The sequence below is a fragment of the Elusimicrobiota bacterium genome, from assembly GCA_016180815.1.
In the GTDB taxonomy this organism is placed as follows: Bacteria; Elusimicrobiota; Elusimicrobia; order JACQPE01; family JACQPE01; genus JACPAN01.
The window spans coordinates 62606-86110 of the sequence record JACPAN010000003.1; the positions used below are offsets into that span (position 1 = coordinate 62606).

General features: G+C 53.3%; 20 protein-coding genes. 13 read left to right on the forward strand and 7 right to left on the reverse strand.

Annotated features, from left to right (window positions below; genetic code table 11):
- Window positions 1-4 precede the first annotated feature (4 nt).
- From greA to HYT79_01015, 12 genes are all read left to right on the forward strand, one after another.
- Window positions 5-475: a transcription elongation factor GreA gene (gene greA, locus HYT79_00960; protein MBI2069144.1), complete on the forward strand. Its 471-nt coding sequence runs from the start codon at window positions 5-7 to the stop codon at window positions 473-475.
- Between the two features lie 70 nt (window positions 476-545).
- Window positions 546-2012 carry an NAD(P)-dependent oxidoreductase gene (locus HYT79_00965; protein ID MBI2069145.1) on the forward strand — a complete coding sequence of 489 codons (1467 nt, stop codon included), beginning with the start codon at window positions 546-548 and terminating at the stop codon, window positions 2010-2012.
- A complete protein-coding gene (gene preA, locus HYT79_00970; GenBank protein ID MBI2069146.1) occupies window positions 1981-3324 on the forward strand; it encodes an NAD-dependent dihydropyrimidine dehydrogenase subunit PreA in 1344 nt (447 codons plus the stop codon). Before HYT79_00965 ends, preA begins: the two co-directional genes overlap by 32 nt.
- Before the next feature lie 84 nt (window positions 3325-3408).
- Complete coding sequence (locus tag HYT79_00975; protein MBI2069147.1) at window positions 3409-3981, forward strand: ORF6N domain-containing protein; 573 nt, start codon at window positions 3409-3411, stop codon at window positions 3979-3981.
- Window positions 3982-4042: 61 nt separating this feature from the next.
- Window positions 4043-4615 carry a hypothetical protein gene (locus tag HYT79_00980; GenBank protein MBI2069148.1) on the forward strand — a complete coding sequence of 191 codons (573 nt, stop codon included), beginning with the start codon at window positions 4043-4045 and terminating at the stop codon, window positions 4613-4615.
- Window positions 4616-4763: 148 nt separating this feature from the next.
- Window positions 4764-5639 carry an acyltransferase gene (locus tag HYT79_00985; GenBank protein ID MBI2069149.1) on the forward strand — a complete coding sequence of 292 codons (876 nt, stop codon included), beginning with the start codon at window positions 4764-4766 and terminating at the stop codon, window positions 5637-5639.
- A gap of 18 nt (window positions 5640-5657) precedes the next feature.
- Window positions 5658-7223, forward strand: a complete 1566-nt coding sequence (locus HYT79_00990) for an NCS1 family nucleobase:cation symporter-1 (protein ID MBI2069150.1) — start codon at window positions 5658-5660, stop codon at window positions 7221-7223.
- Between the two features lie 13 nt (window positions 7224-7236).
- The gene (locus HYT79_00995) at window positions 7237-7737 is read left to right on the forward strand and encodes a VOC family protein (GenBank protein MBI2069151.1); all 501 of its coding nucleotides are present in this window, start codon (window positions 7237-7239) and stop codon (window positions 7735-7737) included.
- Between the two features lie 78 nt (window positions 7738-7815).
- On the forward strand, window positions 7816-9273 hold the full coding sequence (gene hydA, locus HYT79_01000) for a dihydropyrimidinase (GenBank protein MBI2069152.1): 1458 nt from the start codon (window positions 7816-7818) through the stop codon (window positions 9271-9273).
- Window position 9274: 1 nt separating this feature from the next.
- Window positions 9275-10774 (forward strand): aldehyde dehydrogenase family protein, encoded by a 1500-nt coding sequence (locus HYT79_01005; protein ID MBI2069153.1) that lies wholly within the window; start codon window positions 9275-9277, stop codon window positions 10772-10774.
- 9 nt (window positions 10775-10783) lie between these two features.
- A complete protein-coding gene (locus tag HYT79_01010) occupies window positions 10784-12130 on the forward strand; it encodes an aspartate aminotransferase family protein (GenBank protein ID MBI2069154.1) in 1347 nt (448 codons plus the stop codon).
- Between the two features lie 69 nt (window positions 12131-12199).
- Window positions 12200-13615 (forward strand): DUF4139 domain-containing protein, encoded by a 1416-nt coding sequence (locus HYT79_01015; protein ID MBI2069155.1) that lies wholly within the window; start codon window positions 12200-12202, stop codon window positions 13613-13615.
- On the opposite strand, the gene alr is transcribed toward HYT79_01015, so the two are convergent.
- From alr to HYT79_01035, 4 genes are read right to left on the reverse strand one after another with little or no spacing between them, the layout of a single operon-like run.
- Window positions 13616-14710, reverse strand: coding sequence for an alanine racemase (alr, locus tag HYT79_01020; GenBank protein ID MBI2069156.1), 1095 nt, complete (start codon window positions 14708-14710; stop codon window positions 13616-13618).
- Window positions 14711-14718: 8 nt separating this feature from the next.
- Window positions 14719-15366, reverse strand: coding sequence for an MBL fold metallo-hydrolase (locus tag HYT79_01025; protein MBI2069157.1), 648 nt, complete (start codon window positions 15364-15366; stop codon window positions 14719-14721).
- A gap of 36 nt (window positions 15367-15402) precedes the next feature.
- The gene (locus tag HYT79_01030; protein ID MBI2069158.1) at window positions 15403-16101 is read right to left on the reverse strand and encodes a hypothetical protein; all 699 of its coding nucleotides are present in this window, start codon (window positions 16099-16101) and stop codon (window positions 15403-15405) included.
- A 46-nt stretch (window positions 16102-16147) separates the two neighbouring features.
- Complete coding sequence (locus tag HYT79_01035; GenBank protein MBI2069159.1) at window positions 16148-17023, reverse strand: hypothetical protein; 876 nt, start codon at window positions 17021-17023, stop codon at window positions 16148-16150.
- Between the two features lie 137 nt (window positions 17024-17160).
- Here HYT79_01035 and HYT79_01040 point away from each other — a divergent pair, with 137 nt between their 5' ends.
- Window positions 17161-18030 (forward strand): GAF domain-containing protein, encoded by an 870-nt coding sequence (locus HYT79_01040; protein MBI2069160.1) that lies wholly within the window; start codon window positions 17161-17163, stop codon window positions 18028-18030.
- Between the two features lie 20 nt (window positions 18031-18050).
- Here the strand turns inward: HYT79_01040 and HYT79_01045 are convergent, their stop codons facing one another.
- From HYT79_01045 to HYT79_01055, 3 genes are read right to left on the reverse strand one after another with little or no spacing between them, the layout of a single operon-like run.
- Window positions 18051-20144 (reverse strand): SpoIID/LytB domain-containing protein, encoded by a 2094-nt coding sequence (locus HYT79_01045; protein MBI2069161.1) that lies wholly within the window; start codon window positions 20142-20144, stop codon window positions 18051-18053.
- Window positions 20141-21352, reverse strand: a complete 1212-nt coding sequence (locus HYT79_01050; GenBank protein MBI2069162.1) for a hypothetical protein — start codon at window positions 21350-21352, stop codon at window positions 20141-20143. The genes HYT79_01045 and HYT79_01050 overlap by 4 nt, the downstream gene beginning before the upstream one ends.
- A 41-nt stretch (window positions 21353-21393) precedes the next feature.
- Complete coding sequence (locus HYT79_01055; GenBank protein ID MBI2069163.1) at window positions 21394-23484, reverse strand: tetratricopeptide repeat protein; 2091 nt, start codon at window positions 23482-23484, stop codon at window positions 21394-21396.
- Window positions 23485-23505: the final 21 nt, after the last annotated feature.

Below are 23505 nucleotides of genomic sequence, written 5' to 3' on the forward strand. Positions count from 1 at the left end.
CCCTATGCCTGAAGTTTATTTAAGCCGAGCGGGTTTTGAGAAGCTCAGAAAAGACTTGGATGAGCTCAAAAAGGAGAGAACGCGCTTGTCCGAAGAAATCGGCGAAGCCGCCTCCCAGGGGGATTTGCGCGAGAATTTCGGCTATCACGCGGCCAAAGCCCGGCAAGCCGATGTCTTAAGGCGCATTGCCGAGATCGAACAAAAACTGCTTTCAGCCCGCCTCTTCGATGAATTGGATATCCCCAAAGGCGAGGTCAGAATCGGCACCAGAGTGACGTTGGAAGAAGTGCCCAGCAAGGAAACTTACGAGTGGGCTTTAGTCGGGGCCGATGAAGCTGATGCTGATGACGGCAAAATTTCAGTGCATGCCCCTCTGTCTCAAGGTTTGTTGGGCCATAAGGCCGGGGAAACAGTCAAAGTCGAGCTGCCCCGCGGCCCGTCCACTTACAAAATCCTTAAAGTCGAAAGACTTTAAGCGGCGTTTGTTCCCGGCTGCCTCCGTCTGAGGCGTTCGCCAATTTAGTATAAACTTCCTCGTCTTCTTCATGAGGCAGCGCCAGGAATCGGACCCTGTTCCCCTGAAAGAAATCGAAGCCAACTTCGAGGATATTCATCCGCCCTTAAAACCCGAACAAGCCGCGATTGAGGCCAATCGTTGCCTTTATTGCTACGACGCGCCGTGCATGACGGCTTGCCCCACGCATATCGAAGTGCCCCGTTTCATCAAACAAATCGCCGCCAAAAATCCGAAAGGCGCGGCTAAAATCATTTTAGAGGCGAACCCTATGGGCCATTCCTGCGCCCGGGTATGCCCGGTTGAAGCGCTTTGTGAAGGCGCTTGCGTGTACCATGATTGGCATCAAAAGCCCATTGAAATCGCCCGGCTTCAGCGCGCGGCCACGGATTTTGTTTATAGCCGAGGAGCCCGCCTTTTTGAGGCCGGTGTCAAACAATCGAAAAAAGTCGCTGTGATCGGAGCCGGGCCTGCCGGGCTTTCCACGGCTTTTTATTTAAGGCGTTTGGGTTATCCGGTCACGATTTTTGAGAAAAGGCCGTTAGCCGGCGGTTTGAATACCTACGGCATCGCGGAATATAAAATGACACAGGCCACGGCTTTACAAGAGACCCAGCTTGTCGCGGAATTGGGCGCGGAGTTTAAATTCGGCGTTGAAATCGGCAAGGATATTTCCTGGGAAAAGCTCGAAAAAGAGTACGACGCCGTTTTCGTGGGCATTGGTTTGGGCCGGACCCAGGCTTTGAATATTCCGGGCGAGGAATTAAGCGGGGTTTCGGACGCGCTTTCCTTTATTGAGCAGATTAAAACCAGGAAATTCGACGCCATCACCCCCGGGCGCGTGACCGTGGTCATCGGCGCAGGCAACACAGCCATCGATGCCGTGACCCAAGCCAAGCGCCTGGGCACGCCCAAAGTCATATTGGCTTATCGCCGGAGCCGGAATGAAATGAGCGCTTATGACTATGAATATGAGCTGGCCAAAAAAGACGCGGTCGAGTTTTTATGGAACGCCGCGCCTAAGAAAATCGTGGGCAAAGGGAAAGCCGAAGGGATTGAATTTGTCAGAACCAAAACCGAAGGCGTTGGGCGCAAGGCTGAGCTAAAAATCATCCCCGGTTCCGAGTTTATCGTGCCCTGCGACCGGGTGATTAAAGCCGTGGGGCAAATGAAACAGCGCTCGGTTTTGGAGCGAGTCCGTATTTTGGAATTGGACGCCACCGGCCGCATCGCGGTCAATTCTAAAACACTGCAATCATCAAACCCGAAATACTTTGCGGGCGGAGACGCCATCAACGGCGGCAAAGAAGTGGTCAACGCCGCTCAAGACGGAAAACGGGCGGCCTGGGCCATTCATTGTTATTTAGGCGGCGACCCGCAACCCGCGCCTGAGCACGCGTATTGGGTGTCCACAATCGATGTTCGCCGCATGGCCCCGCCTTTAAGGGAAAAACAGAATCCGAAACATGAACAAAAAAAAGAACTCTCCTCAGTCTAAGAACGGACATCGACCGAAACCCGACTTAAGCGCCAATTGCGCGGGCATCAAGTCCCCGAACCCGTTTTGGCTGGCTTCCGCGCCGCCCTCGAATTCCGGCGAGCAGGTGATGCGCGCTTTTGAATACGGCTGGGGCGGGGCCGTGTGGAAAACCTTGGGCCAGGACCCTCCGGTGATCAACACCACCTCGCGTTACGGGGCCATTGAAATCAACGGCATGAAAATGGCGGGCTTCAATAATATCGAGCTGATCACCGACCGTCCCTTGGAAGACAATTTGCGCGAAATTCGCGAGGTCAAAAGAAGATTTCCCAAGCATGCGGTGATCGCTTCACTCATGGTGCCCTGCGACCGTCAAACATGGCATGAAATCGTCAAGAAAACCGAAGACACGGGCTGCGACGGGTTGGAGCTGAATTTCGGCTGCCCACACGGCATGTCCGAGCGCGGCATGGGTTCAGCGGTCGGGCAAGTGCCGGATTACGTCAAAATGGTGGTGGAATACGTCAAAGAGGCGGCGCGGACCCCCGTTTTAGTCAAGCTGACCCCTAATATCACGGATGTGCGCTACCCGGCCCGGGCCGCTAAAGCAGGCGGAGCGGATGGGATTTCTTTAATCAACACTATTAATTCCATTATGGGTGTTGATCTGAACACCTTGAAGCCAAAGTTTGCGGTGGATGGGCAAGTCGCGCATGGCGGTTATTGCGGCCCGGCCGTTAAACCGATCGCTTTGCACATGATTTCTTCCTTGGCGACTGACCCCGAAGTCAAAGGATTGCCCATTTCCGGTATCGGCGGCGTTTCAACCTGGTCGGATGCGGTTGAATTCATGCTCTTGGGGTCTTCTTCGGTTCAGGTCTGCACCGCGGTTATGCATTATGGCTTTCGCATTGTTGAGGACATGATTCAGGGCTTGACCGACTGGATGGAGGATAAGGGCTTCTCAAAGCTTGAAGATTTCATCGGTAAAACCGCGCCCAATGTGGTTGATTGGAAAAGGCTCAACCTTCACGCCAAAACCGTGGCCAAAATCGACCCGGAGAAATGTATTCAATGTGATTTGTGCTATATCGCCTGCAATGACACGGCTCATCAATGCATCGCCATTGACCGGAAAAACGGCAATAAGACCCCGTATGTGATCGAAGAGGACTGCGTGGGCTGCAATTTATGCGCCATCGTCTGTCCGGTGGACAATTGCATTGAAATGAAGCCGGTTGAAACCGGCAACAAGCCGTTAACCTGGGAAGAATACACGGCCAAAGGATTTAAGGGTTATAGGGAAGTGTATAAGAGGTTCCATGAGTGAGGGAATTCAGGAAATGCGCGAACCGGTCACAAATTGTGATCACTTTCTACGGAGAGAAATTCAAATTTGAAGAGAAGATTACTCATGAAAAATTTAGTCCCTACGGAAGTCGTTGAACGTCGTATCTACGTTATACGCGGCCAAAAGGTCATGCTGGACAGGGATTTGGCTGACTTATACGGGGTTGAGACTAGGGTACTCAATCAAGCCGTTAAACGGAACATTGAGCGCTTTCCGAAGGATTTTATGTTTCGGTTGAATAAAAAAGAAACAAAAAATTGGATATCACAAATTGTGATATCCAATTTTGCGGTTAAGATGGGCTTAAGAAAGCCGCCTTATGCATTTACTGAATATGGCGCCATGATGTTAGCTAGCGTGCTTAACTCACAAAGGGCCATCGATATGAGCGTTTATATCGTTAGGGCTTTCATCAAATTGCGCGAACTATTGGTCACGCATAAAGATTTGGCTCAGAAACTAGCCCAGTTTGAAAATAGATTGGAAAGCCATGAAGGCCATATCCAATCGCTTTATGATGCCATCCACAGGCTCATGGAATCGCCAGAGCCGCCGGATGAGCCTAAGCGCCGTATCGGCTTTGAGGTGAAAGAAAAACGGGCGGCTTACGCCGTCAACGGCAATATTTATGATTAGGATTTTTAAGGATGACCGCGAAAAAAACTGCCGAAGGCAGCAACAATTGATCATCCTAATAATGACGTTATTTATTCCGTTTTTAGTTCTGGGCGCTCAAAAAAGTTCGGATGTTGACTGCGCTCCTAAGGCGATAGAAGGAGGTGCGCTTGTTTTTAAAAATGGCCAGCGCCTGGTAACACCACTCAGAGGTCTTTCCTTCGTCGGCTGCCTGGCTTCCAAAACGAAAATGCCATATTTATTGCTTTTCGGACGGGAGTGCGACGAATGTGATGATCCGGGCGGCCTTTGGCTCCATCCTTTGAATGATCCGTGGCCTGAAGATTCGAAAAAACTTAGGAGGTTTTCCTATCCTGGGAAATCCTTTGATCTTAACAGCGACAATAAATTAATGGAAAAAACTCGTGTCTTTTTCGGTCATTGTTTTCAGGATGGAGCGGAAGGATTTATTTTATTTTCAGACTACGTTTTTGAGAAAACCAAGCAGGTATACTGGGTGAAGATCGATAAATCGGGTAATACCACCCAAAAACGTTACGTCAAAAATCTACCGGATATCAATAAAATTTTGCAAAAAGTTGTGAATAAAACTTGCCATGAAATCCCGGGAAAGGACCAGTATGATTACTATTGATAAAAAGCGCGCCGATGCCAACAAAAAGCGTTTTACCTTGAAAAAGAAATTTTTCATATTCAAAAAGACCGAAAGCTGTCATGCGTCAAGCTGTGGCCGATGAGCTGGCAGCTTCGGGAGTTCATTGGTTTCTCAGGAGGAAATTGCTATGTCTAAAATAGTTCGCAGCGGATTGATTCAAACGTCCTGCGATTGGTCGCCGGATAAATACAGCTTAAAACAGATCAAAAAGAAAATGATCGACAAGCATGTGCCGTTAATCGAGCAGGCCGGAAAAAAGGGCGTTCAGATTCTTTGCCTTCAGGAAATTTTCTACGGTCCATATTTCTGTGCTGAGCAAGATGCCAAATGGTATGAAACCGCGGAACCCATCCCCGGGCCCACGACCAAGCTCATGCAGAAATTGGCCAAGAAATACAAAATGGCGATCGTCGTGCCCATTTACGAAACGCCTTCAACCGGCACCTATTACAACACGGCCGCGGTCATCGATGCCGACGGCTCCTTGCTCGGCATTTACCGCAAAAACCATATCCCGCATTGTCCGCCGGGCTTCTGGGAAAAGTTTTATTTTAAACCGGGCAATACCGGGTATCCGGCTTTTCAGACAAAATATGCCAAAGTCGGCGTTTATATCTGTTATGACCGGCATTTTCCTGACGGCGCCCGCATTCTGGGCTTAAATGGCGCGGAGATCGTCTTCAATCCCTCGGCGACCGTGGCGGGCCTTTCGGAATATTTATGGAAACTTGAGCAGCCGGCCCATGCCGTGGCCAATCAGTATTTCATCGGCGCCATCAACCGGGTGGGCTGGGAAAAACCCTGGAAAATCGGGGAGTTCTATGGCCAATCCTATTTTTGCGACCCTCGCGGGCAAATGGTTTGCGTGGGCCCCAGGGATAAGGACGCTGTCGTGACCGCTGATTTGGACTTGGATCAAATCTTGGAGGTTAGAAAAGTATGGCAGTTCTTCCGGGACAGAAGGCCCGAAACATATCAAGAGCTGACGCAGCAGTTGCCTTAATAGGCCGGTAAAAGACCCATGGATACCCTGAAAAATGCGGCTCTTTTAAACGGCCAGGCTAACATACCATTGGCTGGTATTCGCGTGACCGGCGGCATTCATGAGCTGGAGGCGGATTTAAGCCGTTCTCCGCATTGGAATCACGACCTAGCCCCCACGAAACTCAAGAACCGCAAATGGGGCATGTGGGATATTGCCGCGCTGTGGATCGGCATGTCCGTGTGCACCACCACCTACATGCTGGCCTCCTCTTTGATCGCCCAAGGTATGTCCTGGTGGCAAGCGATTCTCACCATTGCTCTGGGCAACGTCGTCGTCTTGATACCCATGATTTTAAACGCCCATGCCGGAACCAAATACGGCATTTCATTTCCGGTTTATTGCCGGGCCTCCTTCGGCGTGTTGGGCTCCAATATCCCGGCTGTTCTGCGGGCGTTGGTGGCTTGCGGCTGGTTTGGGATTCAGACTTGGATCGGAGGCTGGGCCATTTTTAAGCTCATGACCGTGTTTTATCCTTCCTGGGACGCTTTGCCCGCTCATTATTTCGGCATTAACGCGGCCCAGCTCGGGTGTTTTTTGGGTTTTTGGGCCCTGAATATGGCGATTGTGTGGAAAGGCATGGAATCCATCCGCCATGTCGAGGGCTTGTCCGCGCCGCTTCTGTTGGTTATGGGCGCGGCGCTTCTCATTTGGGCTTATGTTAAGGCCGGGGGTTTCGGCCCTATGCTTAGCCAGCCGTCTCAATTTGTCGCGGGTGGCCCCAGGGAAGGGCAATTCTGGAGCTTTTTCTTTCCGGCTTTAACAGGCATGGTGGGCTACTGGGCGACTTTGTCCCTGAATATTCCGGACTTCACTCGATATGCAAAATCGCAGAAGGATCAGATGGCGGGACAGGCTTTAGGCTTGCCGACCACGATGACTCTTTATTCATTCGTGGGCGTGGCCGTGACCTCGGCTACCATCGTTATTTTCGGGGAAGCGATTTGGGACCCGGTTGTTTTGTTGTCCAAGTTTTCAAATCCCGCGATTATCATTGTTTCCATGCTGGCTTTGACGCTGGCCACGCTCACCACCAATTTAGCCGCCAATGTGGTGAGTCCGGCCAATGATTTTGCCAATCTCTGGCCCAAGAAAATTTCTTTTAAAATCGGCGGGTTGATCACCGGCGTGATCGGCATTTTAATGATGCCTTGGAAATTAGTAGCTGACCCCACGGGCTATATTTTTACTTGGCTCATCGGCTATTCCGCTTTATTGGGTTCCATCGGCGGCGTGCTTCTGTGCGATTACTTTTTGATTCGCCGCGCCAAACTGGAATTGGCGGAGCTGTTTCGCCATCCGGGCGCGTACAGCTATTTGTCCGGCATTAATTACCGGGCCGTGGCTGCGCTGGTATCGGGCGTTTTGCCCTGTTTGCCCGGATTTTTAGGCACCATCGGCGCGGCCGATGTTTCCGGATTCTGGATGCATATGTACCACTACGCTTGGTTTGTCAGCTTTGCCGTCTCTTTTGGCGTTTATGCTACTCTAATGGGTTCCCCGAATGCTGTCCGCGTTTCTGCGGCGGCAAAATCCAAAACTTAGGGAGGATTAAAAAATGCCCAACAATGAAGTGAAACCGATCCCTGATGGTTATCACACGGTGACGCCGTATTTATCCATCAAGGAAGCCGCTAAAGCCATTGAGTTCTATCAGAAGGCTTTCGGCGCCACAGTCAAAGAGCGCATGGACGGACCCGGGGGCAAGGTCATGCACGCTGAACTTAAATTCGGCGACTCGATCGTCATGCTGGCCGATGAATACCCTGAAATGCCGGGAGCTTGCTTGTCGCCCGCTACGCTTAAAGGCACGACTTTTATGATTCATTTATATGTCGAGAATGTGGATGCCGCTTTTAAAAAAGCGGTGGATGCCGGCTGCGTAGTAGAACGTCCGGTTCAAGATCAGTTCTATGGAGACCGAACCGGCGGCGTCAGGGACCCTTTTGGGCACCGTTGGTATTTGGGAACGCATAAAGAGGATTTGACCCCGGAACAGTTGAAGCAGCGCGCGCAGGAAATGTTCAAGCAGCCCAAAAAAGAAACAAGCAAAGCGTAAGAAGCTTATAGAGCCGGGACGCCTAATTTTACGGCGTCCGGCTCTCAGATTTTTAGTTTGAAGGTTAGGAGGAATGACATGACTTACGACCTGATCATTAAAAACGCGACCGTTGTCACGGCCGCGGATCAATTCGAGGCGGATATCGCTGTTAAAGGCGGAACAATCGCGGCTTTGGGGAAAAATTTGCAAGGCACTGCCGCCAAAACCGTGGACGCTAAAGGTTTATATGTTTTACCCGGCGGCATCGACGTGCATACGCATTTGGATATGCCCTTCGGCGGCACGACCACCGCGGATAATTTTGAAACCGGCACCACGGCCGCGGCCTGCGGCGGCACCACGACCATTGTTGATTTCGCCATTCAATACAAAGGCGAGGATTTGCAAAAAGGTTTGGACACCTGGCATAAAAAAGCCTCCGGAAATTCAGCGATTGATTACGCGTTTCACATGATTATCACGGACATGCCTCAGGCTAAACTCAAGCAAATGGACAAGCTCGTGGATGAGGGGATTTCTTCCTTCAAGCTGTTCATGGCTTACCCAGGCGTGTTCATGTCCGATGACACCACGATTTTCAGGGCCCTGATGCGGACCAAGGAAAACGGCGGCATGGTTTGCATGCACGCGGAAAACGGCAGCGTGATTGATGTTTTGGTGCAGAAGGCCTTGGCTGAGGGGAAAACACATCCTAAGTACCATGCTTTAACCCGCCCGATGAGCGCGGAGGCCGAGGCCACGCGAAGGGCCATTGCCTTGGCGGAAATGGCCGGGGTTCCGATTTATTTCGTGCATTTGTCCGCCGGTGATGCCATGGAAGAAGTGCGCCGGGCCAGGGAGCGGGGCTTGCCTATTTATGCGGAGACTTGCCCGCAGTACCTGTACCTTTCTTATGAGGATTACGAGCGCCCGGGTTTTGAGGGCGCCAAATTCGTGATGTCGCCACCCTTGCGTCCCAAGGGCAATGAGGAAAGGCTGTGGAACGGTTTAAGGAATAATTGGCTTCAAGTCGTTTCCACGGATCATTGCTCGTTTTGTTTTCAAAGCAAAGACGGGAAACCGGGCAAGGAATTGGGCAAAAATGATTTTTCCAAAATCCCCAACGGAGCGCCGGGCATTGAAACGCGGCTTCTCCTTCTCTGGGAAGGGGTTGAGAACGGGCAATTAACCATGAATCGCTTCGTGGATATCACCGCCACCACCCCGGCCAAGCTGTTCGGCCTTTACCCGAAAAAGGGCACGATTGCTCCGGGCGCGGACGCGGATTTGGTGCTATGGGACCCCAAGCAGAAAACAACGATTTCAGCGAAAACGCATCATATGAACGTCGATTACAATCCCTATGAGGGCCAGGTGATCCGGGGCGCAATCCGCGAAGTTTATTTGCGCGGCAAGAAAGTGGTGGAGAAAGGTTCGTATGTCGGGGGGCAAAAAACAGGCTCTTTCCTGGAGCGGGCGACGCGTCCTGAAAAACCCGTTGAATCCGCCGAAGCGCAGAAAAAATCGACTCGTAAAGTACTAGCGGAGGTTTAATATGCCGGTTGCAGAAGCGAAAGCCACGACGTTAAAACAGTTTATCGGCGGTCATTGGGTTGCCGGCCGCGGCGAACGGGAAATTGTTTCCGTCAATCCCGCGGACACCAGGGAAACAATCGCCGCCTTTAAAAGCGCTTCGCGCGAGGACGCGTTGTCGGCCCTGGAAGCGGCCCAGCGCGCTTGGCCGGCTTGGAAGAAAACCCCGGCCCCGAAAAGAGCCCGTATCGTGCAAAAAGCCTGGACCATCGCCCAATCGCGGGTGGATGATTTAGCCGCTCTATTGACCCGCGAGGAAGGGAAAATCGTGGGTGAAGCCAGAGGCGAGGTGGAAAAGGGCATGAATTTGATGGAGTGGTATGCCGGCGAAGGCCTGCGTTTAATGGGCCAAACCGCCCCGTCCGAAATGCCTCGGAATCTGCTGATGACCGTCCGGGAACCCCTGGGCGTGGTTTCCATTATCACGCCCTGGAATTTTCCTTGGGCCATCCCCTGCTGGAAAATCGCCCCGGCTTTGGTGGGCGGCAATTGCGTTGTTTTTAAACCGGCGTCTTTGGTGCCGGCCATGGCTGTTGAGCTTTGCCGGATTTTTGAAGAAGCCGGTCTGCCGCCAGGGGTATTAAACTTAGTGCTGGGTTCCGGTTCCTCGGTCGGCGATATTTTAGTCAATGACTACAGGATCAAAGCCGTTTCATTCACCGGCTCCAATGAGATCGGGCGCGGGGTGCATAAAATCGCCGGGGAGCGTGGCATTAAAGTCACCTGTGAAATGGGCGGAAAAAACCCCTGCATTGTTTGGGATGACGCGGATTTGCATTTGGCCTTGGGGGGCGTAATGAAGGGCGCTTTCGGTTCAACCGGGCAGCGCTGCACCGCCACCAGCCGCCTGATTCTTCACGAAAAAATCGCGGCCAAATTTACGGATATGGTTATCGCCGAAGTCAAAAAAATCAAATTAGGAAATGGCTTGGACCCATCAGTGGGCATGGGCCCGTTGGTTGATGAACATCAATTGAATACAGTTTTGGGTTTAATCGAAACCGGAAAAAAAGAAGGAGCCCGTCTTCTCATCGGCGGCGGGCGGCCGGAAGGCGACAGTTTTAAGCGGGGCTTCTTTGTTCAACCCACGGTGTTCGTTGATGTTAAGTCCTCCATGACGATTTTCCAGGAGGAGATTTTCGGCCCGGTACTGGCCGTGAGCACGGTTAAAACCTATGAGGAAGCCGTGACTGCGGCCAATAACTCGCGCTACGGCCTGACCAGCGCGGTGTACACCCAGGACCTGACTTTATCCATGCGTTTTGTAGAGGATTTGGAAGCGGGCATGGTGCATGTCAATTCGCCGACCATCGGCGGCGAGGCCCAGGTGCCTTTCGGCGGGGTCAAAGCCTCCGGCGTCGGCGAACGGGAAATGGCCAAGGAAGGCATCAATTTCTTTACCGAGCCTAAGACTATATTTTTGGACTATACCGGCGAGCGCCGCAATTCGAATATTTATTAGAGGTGATGTATGCCTAAAGCAGCTGTTTTAGATGAAACCGAAGAATTGACTCAGGGATTAACGGGCGATCAAATTCTGGAGCTTCGCAAAAAGCACATTCTGCCCTCGACCGTCGCCTATTACTCGAAGCCCCTTCAAATCGTCAAAGGCCAGGGTCAATACGTTTTTGATGAAACGGGCAAAAAATATATCGACGGATTCGCTGGCGTGGTGACCATTTCCATCGGGCATTGCCATCCGCAATGGGTGAAAGCCATCCAGAAACAAGCGGCTGAGCTTTACCACACCACGACTTTGTACCTTCACCCGAGCTTGGTTCAATTCGCTCAGAAACTGGTGAAAAAAGCCCAGGCCGCGAATCCTGAGCTTGAGGTTTGTTTTTTCACTAACGCAGGCTGCGAGGCCAATGAATTAGCGGCCATTATCGCCAAAAATTACACCCAGCGCCAGGAATTCATCGCTTTGCGCCATTCTTTCCATGGACGAACCATTATGGCCATGTCCTTTACCGGACAATCCATTTGGCGCCATTCCATGCCTTATGTGTTCGGCGTTTACCATGCGCCGGCCAATTACACCTATCGCCGTCCGGAGGGCACCACGGCCAAGCAATATGCCGAGCTTTGCGTGCGGGAATTGGAAGAGACGATTAAATACTCGACTTCGGGCAAAATCGCGGCTTTTTTGGCTGAGCCGATTTCCGGATTCGGCGGGGTCATTGATCCTGAGCCGGACTATTTCCCCAAGGCCTATGAAATCGTCAAAAAATACGGCGGCCTGTTTATTTCCGATGAAGTGCAAACCGGGGTCGGACGCACCGGGAAGAAATTTTTGGGCATCGAGCAGTGGGGCGTGCGTCCCGATATCGTGACCATGGCCAAAGGCTTGGGCAATGGTTATCCGCTCGGCGCAGTCATCACGACCAAGGAAGTCGCCAAAGCCATGGAGGGGAAAGTCCATTTCAACACCTTCGGCGGCTCTCCCGTGGCCATGGCCGCAGGATCGGCTGTGCTCGATGTTTTGGATAAGGAAAAATTGCCGGAGAACGCGGCCGCGGTCGGCGCTTATTTGAAAACAAAGCTCGAGGCGTTTAAGGAAAAATCGCCCTGGGTGGGCGATGTGCGCGGCAAAGGCTTGATGCTGGGCGTTGAGTTGGTCAAGGACAAGAAAAGCAAGGAGCCTGCGGCCCAAGAGCTTTTAAAAGTCATGGAATTAGCCAAAGAGCGGGGCGTTTTGTTGGGCAAAGGCGGCATGGCCGCCAATGTGATTCGCATTAAGCCGCCGCTTTGCGTTACCAAGAATGACGCGGATACAATCGTCGCTGTTTTGGAAGAGAGCTTAAACAAACTTTCCTAGGTGGACGCAGCGGCAAACCGTCAAAGAAATGACCGCTGCGTCCATTAAGCTTGAATCGGAGGGGGAATTGTGAAACGAATACCATGGATTCTGGTCGCGTTTTTGTGTTTTATTCGATGGGCCTCGGCGGTTGACGTCACGGTTTACAATCAAAATTTGGGCTTGGTCAGGGAAACCAGAAATTTTCGCCTCAATAAAGGGACGAATGAAATCAAAGTCACGGACGTGGCGGCCCAAATCGATCCGACCAGCGTTCATTTTAAAAGCCTGACCGCGCCTGAGGCGGTTTCCGTCATCGAGCAGAATTTTCAGTATGACTTGATCAGCCAGGACAAGCTCCTGGAGCGTTATCTGGGCAAGGAAATCGAGCTGGAGCGTTTTTTAGGAGCGAGCGGCGAAAAAAGAGAGGTTATTCGAGGGACGCTGCTGTCTAATTACGGCGGCCGAGTTCTTCAAGTGGGCGCCAAGGTGTACGTGAATCCTCCCGGCAACCCAATTTTACCCGAGCTCCCCGAAGGGCTGCTCACGAAACCCACCTTGCTGTGGACGGCGTCGAGCCAAAAAGGCGGCTCCCATGATTGCGAAATCAGTTATTTGACCGGCGGTTTGAATTGGCGCGCTGATTATGTGCTGGTGACGAATCCTCAGGATGACCATATGGATTTAAACGCCTGGGTGACGATTGATAATCATTCCGGCGCTACGTACAAAGACGCGAAGTTGAAACTGGTGGCCGGGGACGTTCATCGCGCCGAGGAGGCTCGGGCGATGCACGGTGTGGCCAGGAAGGCGTTGATGGTTGCGGAGGCCTCGGCTGATCAATTTACGGAAAAATCATTTTTTGAATACCATCTCTACACGCTCGGCCGCCGGACGACGCTGGGGCAAAACGAGACGAAGCAGATTGAGATGGCCTCGGCCGCCGATGTGCCCTTAAAGAAATTGTTTATTTACGACGGGGCCCAAAATGTCGGCTACGAATACAATGAATATTACCGGACTGAGCCCGGCTACGGAACCCAGGGCCATAAAAAGGTTTGGGTGATGCTTGAGTTTAAAAATTCAAAGGACAACAATATGGGCATGCCCTTGCCCAAAGGCAAGATCCGGGTGTACAAGAAGGACACGGATGGGGCCCTGGAGTTCATCGGCGAGGATTTAATCGACCATACGCCCAAGGATGAAAAAATCCGGGTGCGCATGGGCAATGCTTTCGACGTGGTCGGCGAAAGAAAACGCACGGCTTATCAATCGGATGTCAACAAGCGCTGGTTCCAGGAGTCATTTGAAATTATCTTAAGGAATCATAAGGATTCCGATATTACGGTTGCGGTGGCGGAGCATCTTTACCGTTGGACCAATTGGAAAGTGCTGGAGTCGTCCCAGAAATGGACCAAAAAGGACGCGCAAACCATCGAGTTTGAAGTCCCGGTCAAAAAAGACGCAGAATCCGTTGTTCGATATAGCGTCAAGTATTCTTGGTGATCAGCGGTAGAGTCTGGGCACGTCCATGGAGGCCGCGGTGCGGCGCACGGGAAGTTCGACGGTGTCTCCGGATTTGATGTTCGGGGCTTTGCTGATATCCAACAATGCGTGGCCCAGACCCACGCGGCCCACAATGGGCAATTCCTTATCCTGCCATTTGGCCCAATAGCGCGACGGCGAGGTTAGCCGGATGAACCGATGCGCGGGCTCCATGGTCAAGCCGTCGGCGAATCCGCAGGCCACCGACGCCACTTTCATCGGGTTTAAAGCCAGAAATTCGCTGCCGTAACCCACGGTTTCTCCCCGGCGCAGGCTTTGGACGGATAAAATTTTGGCTTTAAAGGACCAGATATTTTTGACGGGAAACGGGGTCGGCGTGGGATTGACGCCGTAGAGCAAATTTCCGATCCTGGCCATATCCAAGCGCCAAGCCGGAAAATCCAAAAAAACGGATGTGTTGGCGCAGGTTTTAATCAGCGGTCGTTTGACCATAGCCTCGATTTCCTTGGCTGCTTGGAGAAAATGGCCTAATTTGATTTCAGCTTCGGTTTTGTTTAAACCGGGAAGATAATCAATATGCGTGGCAATGCCGATCATCTCCAGGTCCGGCCGTTTGAGCATGGAGCGGACCAGGGTGATGGCGTTTTTGGGTTTGGCGCCCCAGCGGCCCAGTCCCAGGTCAAGATCGACAAAAATCCGCGCTTTCTTTTTGGCCAGGCGGGCGGCCTGAGTATACGACCTCATCAATTCTTCACGATCCAAAGTGAGCCAGGCGCCTCGGCGAACGAGAGGGGCCAGATCAGCGGGATGATCGAGCGCAGGCGCCAACAAGGCGGCCTGAATGGGTTTTACCGGAGCAATCCCAAGGACGCGTTTGGCCTCGGTCGCGGACCAGATGCCGAAAGCATCGCATAAATTTTCCGATGCAAGCCGCCGGACAATGGCCTCAAGTCCGTGGCCATACGCGTTTGATTTAACGGCAGCCAGGAATTTAACCCCGGGACCCAGCTCTTTGCGGATGGACCGGGCATTGGCCTGGAGTTCGTTTAAATCAACCTCAACCCATTTCGAGTGTGTTGAGCTGTGATTGGCCACCGAAGACTTCAGGGAGCGATGACGCGCAGGAATTCTTTCAGCGTTGAATTTAAGGCGAGTTGCATATACGGGTTATCTTTTTTTTCTTGATCCAAGGGAGCGGTCGGGGTCGGTCCGTAATTGTGCCCGGGGAACACCAAGACCTGCCCGTCCAACGTCGCGATTTTTTTGAGCGAGGAATACATTTTTTCCGGATCGGAGCTGGGCAAGTCGACCCGCCCGCAGCCGCGCACAAACAGCGTGTCGCCGGTAACCAGATGGTTGTCGACTTTCAGGCAAAGGGAGCCCTCGGTGTGTCCGGGCGTGTGGAGAAAATTGAGTTTCAATTGGCCCAGAGGCACGCTTTCCCCACCGGAAAGAACCCTCATGCTTTTTCGAAAATCTTGATCCAATGGGCCGGCGTCTTCCTTGTGAATATAAATGGGGACGTCCGCAAACGCGAGAACCTGGCCGACCCCGTTGATGTGATCGAAGTGATTGTGCGTGAGGAAAATACCGTCAAGGGCCCAGCCTTCGGCCTCGAGCCTTTTATGGATGGCCGGCACGTCCCAGGCTGGATCGATAACCAGGGCTTTTTTCGCCTGCGCGTCCGCCAGCAGATAAACGAAATTAGCTAGGGGCCCCAGTTCAAGCTGCCGTATTTCAAGCGTCGCCATGCCTCAATAATGCCAAAAAACCATTGCGTTCGGCCGTTAGGTTTGCTGATCGGGCGCAGGTTGAGGTTTGACCGGGGTCGCCACCCAGCGTCGGCGCCAATTCATGTAAGGCACTTGGAACCACCTGTTTTCCGCGTGGTAAGTGGCGTAGGTGATGAAATAAGCCGCAAACACGTCGATGGAATAATGTAGTCGGGATAACAGAACCGACGAGGCCATCAAAATCGAAATGCCCAAAAACGAAAGTCGAATCCAGCGTCCGCGAAAGATCAGCGAAGCCAAAAAAGGCATGGCCGTGTGCGAGGAAAAGAACAAATCATGCCGGAGGGTGAAATGCTTGCCGATGGTTTCATAAAGAGGGTCGCCATCGATGGAAAGAGCCGACTCATGAAGCTTCATGGGCGTCAAGACGATGAAAAAACAGCGCACGACAATGAGCAGCGCAAAAAGCCACAGGATATAAGCCAGTCGTTCCCGTTCCCATTTTAGGGCCGCGAACGTGGCCCAGCAAACGAACCCCAAAAATCCCCAAAGAAAGAAAAAGCGCATGTCGACGATGGGCAGGTACTGAAAAAGAAGGTCGGGCGATGAATGCGCATGGACACCAGCCTCATCCGCCACGCGTCCGGCCAGGGTGTTTAAAAATAAAGCTCCAATAAAAGCCGTCAGCGCGATCAGCAATTCCGTCGCCCGGCTTAGGGGGTGTTCCGGAAAATTTTGCATCCGCAGAGGCATAAGCGTTATATCTTACAACTGATCCGCCCGCCGGAAAGAAGCGAATTTAGAAATCCGAGCCGTAGGCCAGCATCGGCTCTGCGGACACGGAGGGCTGCCTTGAAAGAAAAGAGCAGGCTTCGACGAATTCCTGGCACCAGGCGTCTTGCGCTTGGCGCCATTCATTCCGGTGAAAGGCCAGGGCGGCCCTGGCCTTTCGCCTGGTCGAACCTCTTGTTAATTCGGCCAAGGAAGGCAGATGCAGATAAAACGGCGAGTGTTCCACGAATTCGCTCAAGCCTGCGGCGCCCTCCTCCTGCCAGCGGTTCCAAAGCTGAGTTTTGATATGCCCGACAAGTTCACTGCGATAACGGAAGGCATCCGGATAAAAACGGTGGACTTCGTCAAAAGCCGCGACTTCCGCCAAAAATCCGCTGATTTCGCCCTCTTTGGTCGGTTTTAATCCAGGGTACAGCCGGTCGTTGATGGCATGCCGGAGTTCATGGGCCAGGACCGGCGCAAAATGGGCGGCCAGGTAGCGCAACGCTTTCTTGCGCGGAGCGCCTTGTTTCAAGAGCTCGCCATACAGCGCTTCCAGGCGGGTTTGATTGATGACGATATGCCCATGCCCGTAAACGGCGTCGGAATATGGGGAGATCAGGCAGGGTGAATCGGCGCTGATGGAAACCTCGATGGCCGACATTTCACGGCATTCGGCATCAAGCGAGGGGAGGCGGCAAAGGATTTTTTTAAGCTGGCGAAGAATGGTGCCGTTGGCATACGTGTCGCCGGGCACGGATGCAACATGCCGGGGCGCCGGGGAGAATCCGGCGATTTGCATGGCGCTGCTGTGGCGGTGCATGTCGGCAGGCGTCTGATTGCGGTTGAAAACCAGAAAAGCAAGGCTTGCCGCAAGGCTGATCAGAAGGCCTGTTTTTTTCATTACTTTAAGGATAGCTTTTACCCTTAAATTTTCCCTGGGCCCAAAGGGGCTGTTTTCCGTCGGACTTAAGTCCCAGATCAGCCTGCCCTAAAGTCCTACCCCGAAGCCGGTCGTTTCGATGGGGTATAATAACGGTGATGTTAGGACTTTTTCATTACCGGATTCTCTGCGATGTTTTGAGCAATGTGCACCTGCTGCGGGATCGCCAGGCCGTAGCGGATTTCGTGCTGATGAAGGTCGCGCAGGCGCTTAATGCCGAGGGCGGAACGATTTTTTTGATGAATGAGGGGGGTTTATTGACGCCATCGGCCGCCTATGGAGCCCCCTTGGAAACGCTCAAATCCATCACTTTTCCCGTGGGGCAGGGTTTGGTGGGGTGGGTGGTTCGATTCAAAGAGCCTCTCAAAGTGGATGATGTCAAAAGCGACGCCCGTTTTTCCGGCGCAGCGGACAGGAGGACCAATTTTGATACGCGTTCGGTGGTGGCCGCCCCCATTTTATTCGGCGAGAAAGTGGAAGGCGCCATCGAATTTTTAAACAAAAAGGACGGCCGTTTTACGGACGCCGATCTTGAGTTGATTTCCATCCTGGGCCGTGAAATCGGCTCGGCGTTCGAAAAAGCCGCGTTGGAAGAAAACGTTCGCAGAAATACCGCTCTTGAGTGGGCCGTGAATAATTTTCATGCAGGCGTGATCGTGGCCGATCCCAATAACATGATTTTAACGGCCAATGCCCGGGCTAGGGAGATTTTAAACACCGAATCCTTTCAACTGGCGGCCGGGGGCCGTCTCGATGAGTTGGCGAATAGTTGGCCGGAATTGGCCCATTCGATCAATCAAGTGATCGAGACCACTCTGCCCATCGCCCGGCAGGAAACCCAGCGTTACCCGTCTAAAATCGTGGGGTTTTCCTGCGTTCCCGTGACGGATCGAGAGGGCACGCTCGCCGGCGCCGCTCTTTTATTGCAGGATATTACCCCGGCAGCGGCCCGCTCAGCGTCGAATTAGTTTTTTGACCGCCGGCCGCATTAATACGCGTGTTCAATCTTGGCGTCGGGATAGTAATGGTTCAGGATTTGCGCGGCGGAGATTTTTTCTTTGCCTTGATTGATCATGCCGACTTGACACGCGCCCCGGCCGTGGCCGTAGCCCCGTCCAATGAACAGAAAGTAGCGTTGTTCTTTGTTGATGCGGATGGGGATCATGGTAAATTGCGCCGAGCGCAGCGCCCCCGGAGCCAGGGCTTGGCGGATGGCGAAATCTTCATCAATGATGCGGCTTGATTTGTTTCCCGACAGCCGGATTCTTCGGACGCGTCCGTCGAAGCCGCGTTCCTCAATGGCTACGGATTTGAGGTAGCCGATTTCCGGGTAGGCGTTGCGCGCTTTTTGGGCGAGTTGCTCCATGCTGAGGAAGCGGACCCAGGAAAATCGTGGCGCCGTTTCAAAGCACCACTGCGCCCCGGTTTTTTGGAAGGGGGCGAATTCGAGGAATTGGGTCAATTGCTGCGGGTTTAACTGAGCCATCGATTGTGCGGCGTCAAGACCGGGCGCCAAAGAATGGGCGCCCGGCCGCAAGTCCTTTCTGTCGCCGTCGCGCAGCAAGCCCCCGCAGCTGGCGTGGTACCAGATTTGAAAAAAGACATCGTCTTTCTTGACGACTTGCCCGAAGGTGGCGCGCACCGCTTCATTGGCGGATTGGGTTTCGCCTAAAAAACCCTTGTACACCTGGCAGTGAACCTGATCGCAGGCGTCGAAGGGATGATTTTTCCGGGCATGGTAGCGATCCTGGTCCCGGCGCCAGAGCGCATAGGATCGCGCCAGGATGGCTTGGGCTTTCAAGGCTTCTTCCGGGCTCGACCCGCCGATTTCATAGGGCAAAACGCCGAATAGGTATTCTTCAAGCCCGATTTCGTTGATCGCGAAGAATCCTTCTTGTCGGGCGACGATCAAGACATGGCCGCGGACCTGAAGATCGGAGCGGATGGATTCGGTCAGGCCCCATGGCCGGGCTCCTTTGATCAGGAAGCTTCCGCGGGCCGGGTCATCGGTTTTAAAGAGAACGCTGTTGGCCACTCTAAATTCCTGGTTTCCTTTCAGCAGAGCGATCATGGCCGTAGGCGTGGATAGAAACAGCACGCGCCAACTTTCATCCGTTTTTCCTTTGGCCAAGTCGCCTTCTTGCGCCAGGGTGACGGAAAATGAGGACCCGGCGATTATGCTGAGTTCGGAAAGCGCCTGCGGTTCGCCGTTGGCTGTTGCAAAGAGTCCGACGCGCAGGGCCGGGCTTCGTTCGGTCAGGGCGTCTTTGACCAGCCTGGGCCAAGCCGTGGCAAAACCCGTTTCCCGGTCCGCCAACAACACATCCACGGGTTTTAAGGTGTGGGCGGCGTAGGCTTTGAAAATCTTTTCGTAAGCCGGGTCTTTTTCCGCCGAAAGGTAACGCCGGGCGTCAAGATAAGCGCTGTCGATATCCCCATACCCGGCTTGGATATCGGCTAAAAAACGGCGGGCTTCTTGCTGTGTGGGGTCGATGCTCAGGGCGAGGCGCAGTTTTTCGAGCGCGCAGGGCGCTCTTTTTAAATGCTGGCAATTCATGCCTTCCAAATACCGGGCCGCTCCCAAGGAGACCCGTTCCTGCTCGGCTAAGTAATCTAAATTGGCATTGGATCCGCCGTAATCTTTGCTGATATGCTGGGTCACGGCCAGCATCAATGTGATGAGCCGAAGCAGCGCTTGTTCCGAATCATTTTCCGGCGGCGTCAAGAACCCCACGGCCTTGGTCCAAGACTCCTGGGCGAGGGAGAAATTGCCTTGCATCAGATGATTGCGGCCCAGATGGTAGAGGATGAAGGGGTCGATAGAGCCGGCTTCCGCATTGAGCGCCGTCCAGACGGCGAAGGCTTCCCGGTGTTTTTCTTGAGCCTCCAGGCTTAAAGCCAGGGAAATCCGGGATTCCTTATCGTTTAAATCCCGCGCCAGAACGTAGCGGAACGCGCTTTCGGCGCGGGCGAATTGGGCCCGGAAAAAATGAACGTTGCCTTCGTTCTTGGCCCGGGCGGCGTCATCGGCGATTTGCGCGAAGGAGGGAAACGCGGATAAAACAAGGAGAAGCGCGATCAATGATGTTGAAGAAGCTGCCGGGTGTATTGTTTTTGGAGTTCGACCATCGGCTGATCGAACGGATTGATGCCGAAGAGCCGGCCCATGGCCACGGTCGCCAGATGGAAAAATTGGACCAACTCGCCGTAAGCGGCTTCGTCATGGCGCTTGATGTTGATGCGCAGAACTTTGATTCCGCGCTGCGCAAGCGAGCGCGCCGTGCCTTCGCAGGAGGCGCGGAAGGCACGCTCGATCGCCGCCAGGCTGTCCGGATCGATCGCCGCGGGAGATTCTTGCCCAACGGATTCATCCGAGCTTAAAATTGTCGCGGCTTTGTCTTTCGGCCCGTCCAAATAGAGCTGCAGCAGCGAATGTTGGTCCCGCGTTCCGATGAATTTCAGCGGCGCCGGCCCGCGGCCTTTTTTGCCCAGGGATTCGGCCGCCAGCTGCAGCAGAAGCTCGCCGAATTCCTGCAGGCGGTCATCGTAGAAGAAAAAACCCAGAATTTTTTTACCGGCCTTGACTTCGCGGCCGAGCAGATCGGCGTAGCTCAGCGCCCAATCGCAATGTTCGATGGCGGCCGCCGCGCCGCGGCTGATCGAAGGCAAATCAAGGCCCATCAGCCCGGCGGCGACATAGGTGACGGGAGAAAAGCTTGAAAAGCGCCCGCCGATATCCTCTTGCAAGGGGAGGACGGAAATTCTGTTCCTCGCGGCCCAGCGTTCAAGGGGATTGCCGGCGCCCGGCGTAGTGGTGACCAGAAACCGCTCTTTCCAGTTTTTGTTATCGATGCCCTGGACCGCCTTGACGGTCAATTGTTTGAGGAGCTCCACCTCCAGGGTGGAACCGCTTTTTGAAACGATATGAAACAGGGTTTGATCGAGTCGTTCGGTCAGAGCCGGATGTTTTGTCAGGGTCGCCGGATCAATGGTGTCTAAAACCCAGATTTCCGGGCGTTTGGCGCGGCCGGAGAAAAAATGAATCAAGGATTTGACCGGCAAGGCGCTGCCTCCGATCCCCAAAATGCAGTAATTGTTAAAACCGAGCTTGCGTTTTTTGTTGAGCTCGGACTTTATGGTCTTGATGTCATCGGCATCCGGAGGCTTGAGGAAACCCAGCGGCTGGGACGATTTCTTCCACTCCCCGACCATTTCAGCCAGGGTTTCGCGCCGGCTCCCTTTGGTCCAGGAGAAAGCAAGGGACGACTCATGATCGGTAGAAATCATCATCAGGAATTTTAGCGTTTAATGAAGAGCGGGAGGATGGTTATTTACTCTTTGACGTAGTCCAGGGCTTCGCAGGTGGCGCGGATGAGGCGGCCGTCCAATTTGATGGTGCGCGGCACCAGCCCCCCTTTGGTTCCCTGCGCCGAATTAAGGCTTAATTCCCGGTAAAAATCCATGAACTCTAGGCGTAGATGCGGTCCTTTTGCGCGCACGGAGTAGTCGTTCATGATTTTCCAGCGCAAGCGGCTGTGTTTTTCTTTGTTCAGCCACGAGTGGCGGGCGAAAAATTCTTGAAGAGCGGACTCAAATTCAGCTAAAAATTCCCTGCTTTGGGGTAAATTAGCGGCGACATCCTCGCTGTTTAAGGGCGTCATCATTCCGGGCGGCCAATACAAAACTTTGATCTGCCCGCTGTCTTTGGGCAGGCTCAGCGCCATTTTAACGCGCAGGGCCTGTTTGTTATTGGCCGCGAATTCGCATCGAAACTGTCCGGCGAATCCATCCTGGGCCGTCGCGATTTGACGCGTGAAGATTTCCGCGGGCCGGGGTTTGAATTTTTTATCCAGCATCGGCTCAAGAACAGCGATATGGGAGAGAAGCCGCACGCTTTTTTTGCGGCTTTTGTTCATTTCGAATTTGGCTGAGAAATAGGAAAGCCAGGCTTCCCGGTCTTTGCCTCCTTTGCTTTGGAGTTGGCTCAAGTGCAGCATGATTTCAGGCTCATGGCTGTCTTGGGCGGTGCGCTCAAGGATTTCAAGCGCTTCCTTCGTGCGGCCCATTTTAAAAAGCACCCAAGCCATGCTGTCTTGATAGGACGGATTTTTGGGGTCTGCTTGGACCGCTTTGGCGACCAACCGATGGGCTTCATCCAAGTTTTTGCCCATCTCAGCCCAGGTGAATCCCAGGGCATTCGAAAAAACCGGGTCATCCGGCATGCGGTAGTAAAGATCGTTTAAGACGCTCTCCATGCACGCGTAATCCTCGAGCTCCCCGCAGATCAAGGCATAGGCATAAGCCATTTCCTGCCAGTCGGGTTTTTTCTTATAGAGCTCGGCCAGGGTATTCTTGGCTTTGGCGTATTCGCCCAGGTCTTCGTAGCCTAAAGCCAAAAAATAAGCGATATCGTGATTGTCCGGGAACAGTTTTTGCCGTTCCTCTAAAACGCCGACCGCGGCCCGAAGATTATCCAGATGAAGCAGGTAAAAGCTTTCTTTCAGCGCGAAGACGGCTTCTCGTCGGGCGATTCCGGGGTGTTCGTGCAGCACGGCCAGCGCCTCATCCCAGGCCTCGGTTTTCTCCAGCATATCGAGCAACAGGCCCATGGCCTGGATATTATCCGGTTCCTGCTCTAAAACCTCCATCAGACAGCTGCGTTTGCTCTCCTCGTCCTCTTGAACGGCGCAGAGTTTCAGGCGTAACGGGCTATTTTGCGGGTCTTCGCTCAACGCGCGGTTGAGGTAACCCCAAAGTTCGTCGAGTTTCCCGAATTTTTTATAGGCGTTGATCATGCCGTCGACGGTTTCCGCGTCATCGGGGTCCTCTTCAAAGGCCCGGCGGTAGCTGTGCATGGATTCCGGGTTGTTTGATTCCATTTCGTAGTAGCCTTTGATTTTGAGGAGGTCGGCGTTGGGCGGGGAAACGTTCAGATAGGAGTCAAGGTATTGCAGCGCGTTGCGCCTGTCATCGAGTGAAGCGTAAAGGGAAATCAGGCCCAGAAGAATGTTGGGGTCCTGGGGTTTGAGCGCTCTGGCTTCCAAGAGAGCCCGCAACGCCTCTTTGGTGCGGCCCATGGCTTGGAGCACCTGGGCTTCAAGATAGAGGCTTGAGGCGTCTCTGGGTTTTATTTGCCGGGCGATTTGGGAATAAACCCTGGCGATTTCGATTTGGCGCAAGTCCAGGGCCACTTCCACGATTTCTTCAAGCAATTCGTAGGCCATGGGATTGGTCTGATAGGCCAGAATGAGCTCGGTCAGGGCTTTTTCGGGCTCGTCGGAGCGCTGATAAAGCATGTATTTAAGGTAGTGGTGCATGGAAATGCGCGGGAACGGCTCCTCCTCTTGGATGGCAGAGGATGCGACCCAGGCAAACCGGCTGCCGGCGGCAAGGAAAAAGGTGATGATCAGTAGTCGACGCATGGCTCTTTGATATTTTGACTC

Coding starts and splice junctions, on each gene's coding strand:
- greA (MBI2069144.1), top strand. CDS start 5: ATGCCTGAAGTTTATTTAAGCCGAGCGGGTTTTGAGAAGCTCAGAAAA.
- HYT79_00965 (MBI2069145.1), top strand. CDS start 546: ATGAGGCAGCGCCAGGAATCGGACCCTGTTCCCCTGAAAGAAATCGAA.
- preA (MBI2069146.1), top strand. CDS start 1,981: ATGAACAAAAAAAAGAACTCTCCTCAGTCTAAGAACGGACATCGACCG.
- HYT79_00975 (MBI2069147.1), top strand. CDS start 3,409: ATGAAAAATTTAGTCCCTACGGAAGTCGTTGAACGTCGTATCTACGTT.
- HYT79_00980 (MBI2069148.1), top strand. CDS start 4,043: ATGACGTTATTTATTCCGTTTTTAGTTCTGGGCGCTCAAAAAAGTTCG.
- HYT79_00985 (MBI2069149.1), top strand. CDS start 4,764: ATGTCTAAAATAGTTCGCAGCGGATTGATTCAAACGTCCTGCGATTGG.
- HYT79_00990 (MBI2069150.1), top strand. CDS start 5,658: ATGGATACCCTGAAAAATGCGGCTCTTTTAAACGGCCAGGCTAACATA.
- HYT79_00995 (MBI2069151.1), top strand. CDS start 7,237: ATGCCCAACAATGAAGTGAAACCGATCCCTGATGGTTATCACACGGTG.
- hydA (MBI2069152.1), top strand. CDS start 7,816: ATGACTTACGACCTGATCATTAAAAACGCGACCGTTGTCACGGCCGCG.
- HYT79_01005 (MBI2069153.1), top strand. CDS start 9,275: ATGCCGGTTGCAGAAGCGAAAGCCACGACGTTAAAACAGTTTATCGGC.
- HYT79_01010 (MBI2069154.1), top strand. CDS start 10,784: ATGCCTAAAGCAGCTGTTTTAGATGAAACCGAAGAATTGACTCAGGGA.
- HYT79_01025 (MBI2069157.1), bottom strand. CDS start 15,366: ATGGCGACGCTTGAAATACGGCAGCTTGAACTGGGGCCCCTAGCTAAT.
- HYT79_01030 (MBI2069158.1), bottom strand. CDS start 16,101: ATGCCTCTGCGGATGCAAAATTTTCCGGAACACCCCCTAAGCCGGGCG.
- HYT79_01035 (MBI2069159.1), bottom strand. CDS start 17,023: ATGAAAAAAACAGGCCTTCTGATCAGCCTTGCGGCAAGCCTTGCTTTT.
- HYT79_01040 (MBI2069160.1), top strand. CDS start 17,161: ATGTTAGGACTTTTTCATTACCGGATTCTCTGCGATGTTTTGAGCAAT.
- HYT79_01050 (MBI2069162.1), bottom strand. CDS start 21,352: ATGATGATTTCTACCGATCATGAGTCGTCCCTTGCTTTCTCCTGGACC.
- HYT79_01055 (MBI2069163.1), bottom strand. CDS start 23,484: ATGCGTCGACTACTGATCATCACCTTTTTCCTTGCCGCCGGCAGCCGG.